3 protein-coding genes are annotated in these 3,330 nt (G+C 44.1%); all 3 read left to right on the top strand.

All coding sequences use genetic code 11. From position 1 onward, the window contains the following. On the top strand, positions 1 to 441 hold a 441-nt coding region (locus tag L647_RS0121165), incomplete at its 5' end, for a glycine cleavage T C-terminal barrel domain-containing protein (protein ID WP_024612784.1). A 73-nt stretch (positions 442 to 514) separates the two neighbouring features. Continuing rightward, positions 515 to 904: a glycine cleavage system protein GcvH gene (gene gcvH / locus L647_RS0121160; protein WP_024612783.1), complete on the top strand. Its 390-nt coding sequence runs from the start codon at positions 515 to 517 to the stop codon at positions 902 to 904. A gap of 161 nt (positions 905 to 1,065) precedes the next feature. Next, positions 1,066 to 3,330 (top strand): aminomethyl-transferring glycine dehydrogenase (gene gcvP, locus L647_RS0121155; RefSeq protein ID WP_024612782.1); only part of this gene is annotated, 2,265 nt, incomplete at its 3' end.

Genomic DNA, 3,330 nt, shown 5'->3' with positions numbered 1-3,330 from the left:
GGTGTTGCGCCTGCTGGTTTAGGTGCACGCGACACGCTGCGTTTAGAAGCTGGTATGAACCTTTACGGTCTAGATATGGACGAAAGCGTATCACCACTTGCTGCTAACATGGCATGGACCATTGCATGGGAACCAGAAGATCGCGACTTTATTGGTCGTGACGTACTTGTTAAGCAACGCGCAGAAAAAAGCACTGACAAACTAGTTGGCTTAGTGTTTGAAGAAAAAGGCGTTTTGCGTAGCGGTTCTAAAGTAATTGTTGACGGTGGGATAGGTATTATTACATCAGGTACTTTTTCACCAACACTTGGTTTTAGTGTAGCCCTTGCACGTGTACCACGTTCAACAGGCGATACAGCTCAAGTAGAAATGCGTAAAAAATTAGTAAACGTTAAAGTAGTAAAGCCTAGCTTTGTACGTAACGGTAAATCAATAATTTAAATAATTTGGTTATACCAATCACAATAATTATTGTGGTTGGTATCCTCCCAATATAAACCAAAGGACAAATAAAATGAGCAACATTCCTAGCGAGTTAAAATACGCACCTTCACACGAGTGGGTTCGTAACGAAGGCGACGGTACATTTACTGTTGGTATTTCTGAGCATGCACAAGAACTTCTTGGCGACATGGTATTTGTTGAATTACCAGAAGTTGGCGACGCAGTAGACGCTGGCGAAGACTGTGCAGTAGCAGAGTCGGTTAAAGCAGCATCAGACATTTACGCACCTATCAGTGGCGAAATTGTTGCTATTAACGAAGAACTTGAAGATTCACCTGAAACAGTAAACAACGACGCTTACGGCGACGGTTGGTTATTCCGTATTAAAGCATCTGACGAGTCTGAGCTAGACAACTTATTAGACGCTGAAGGTTACTCGCACACTATCGACGAAGAATAATCATTTTTTGTAGATAACTAAAAGCCCCGTTTAATGTATAAAAATGGGGCTTTTATGATTTTACAGCGCACAACCCCATACAGAGTGAGCTGTTAAATCGTCAAATATTTTAATTAATGCTAGTTACCCATTAGCATTTAGGATCATAGGAATCTGGATTCATGTCAAACGCCAAATCTCTTGAAGAACTAGAGCAAAAGCAAGATTTTATTCGCCGCCATATTGGGCCAAGCCCAGCACAAGTAAGCGATATGCTAAGTGCTTTAGAAGTATCGAGTGTGCAAGAGCTGATCGACCAAACTGTACCTGCAAGCATTCGCTTAGAGCAGCCATTAACAGTTGGCGAAAGCCGTACTGAAGTTGAAACACTAAGCTACCTAAAATCAGTAGCAAGCAAAAATAAAGTTTTCAAATCGTACATTGGCCAAGGCTACCACCCAACTAACGTACCGCACGTAATTTTACGTAACGTACTAGAAAATCCAGGTTGGTATACAGCGTACACACCGTATCAGCCAGAGATTGCACAAGGGCGTTTAGAATCATTATTAAACTTCCAAACTATGACCCTAGATTTAACCGGTCTTGATTTAGCAAGCGCGTCACTACTTGACGAATCAACAGCGGCTGCAGAGGCTATGGGCCTTGCAAAACGCGTATCAAAAGCTAAAAAAGCCAATGCATTTTTTATTGCCGACGACGTACACACACAAACAATCGACGTAGTAACAACGCGTGCCGAGCAGTTTGGTTTTGAAATAATTGTAGGTAAAGCAGAAGATGCCGTTAACCACGATATTTTTGGCGCATTGTTCCAATACCCAACTACATCAGGCGAAGTGGTAGATATAACTGACCTAATTGCTGGCGTACAAAGCAAAAAGGCCATTGCCTGTGTTGCTGCCGACATAATGAGTTTATTACTATTAAAAGCACCGGGTAAATTAGGTGCAGACGTAGTACTTGGTTCGGCTCAGCGTTTTGGCGTACCTATGGGTTACGGCGGTCCTCATGCTGCATTTTTTGCAACACGTGACGCATACAAACGTTCATTACCTGGTCGTATTATTGGTGTATCTAAAGACCGTTTAGGTAACGACGCACTACGTATGGCAATGCAAACGCGCGAGCAACACATTCGCCGCGACAAAGCCAATTCAAACATTTGTACAGCGCAAGTATTACTTGCCAATATGGCAGCGTTTTACGCGGTGTACCACGGCCCACAAGGCTTAAAAACTATCGCGCAGCGTATACATCGCTTTGCTGATATTTTAGCAAGTGGCCTAAAAGCTAAAGGCATCGCCCTTAAGCACAGCACTTGGTTTGATACGCTAACAATCGTTGGCGACAGCAAAGCAGACGTAACAGCGCGTGCAATTGCAAAAGGCGTTAACTTTGCAACAAACCACGACGGCGAGTACTCAATTTCGGTATCAGAAACAACAACACGTGCAGATATCGCTGAGCTATTCGATATTATTTTAGGCGAAGGCCATGGCCTAAGTGTTGACGCTATTGCAGCCGACGTTGAAGCAAATGGCAGCGAGTCAATTCCTGCAAGTTTAGTACGTGACGATGAAGTACTAACGCATCCAAACTTTAACAGCTACCACAGCGAAACAGACATGCTTCGCTACATTAAGCGATTAGAAAGCAAAGACTTATCGCTTAATCACTCAATGATCTCGTTAGGCTCATGTACCATGAAGCTAAATGCGACCGCCGAGATGATCCCAATTACGTGGCCTGAGTTTGCAAACCTTCACCCATTCTGCCCGCTAGATCAAGCAGAAGGTTACCAAATAATGATTGGCGAGCTACACGACTGGCTAGTAAACATTACCGGTTACGATGCAGTATCACTTCAGCCAAACTCTGGTGCACAAGGTGAATACGCAGGCTTAATCGCGATTCGTAAATACCACGAGTCACGAGGGGATGCACACCGTAATGTATGTTTAATCCCAAGCTCTGCGCACGGTACTAACCCTGCATCAGCGCAAATGGCAAGCATGAAAATTGTGGTAGTTAACTGCGACAAAAACGGTAACGTAGACATGGCAGATTTAAAAGCGAAAGCTGAAGAAGTTGCTGAAAACCTATCGTGCATCATGATCACATACCCGTCTACGCACGGCGTATACGAAGAAACAATTCGCGAAATTTGTGACATTATTCATGAGCACGGCGGCCAAGTTTACATGGACGGTGCAAACATGAACGCGCAAGTTGGTGTAACAAGCCCAGGCTTTATTGGCTCAGACGTGTCGCACTTAAACTTGCATAAAACGTTTTGTATTCCACACGGTGGCGGTGGTCCAGGTGTTGGCCCAATTGGTGTTAAATCGCACCTAGCGCCATTTATGCCAAACCACAGCGTAATTAACGTACCAGGCACTAACATCGGTAACGGTGCGGTATCG

This window comes from Pseudoalteromonas sp. TB64 (assembly GCF_000498095.1).
Taxonomy (GTDB): Bacteria; Pseudomonadota; Gammaproteobacteria; order Enterobacterales; family Alteromonadaceae; genus Pseudoalteromonas.
Note: the sequence above shows the minus strand (reverse complement) of the source record. Positions and strands in the feature narration are given on the sequence as shown.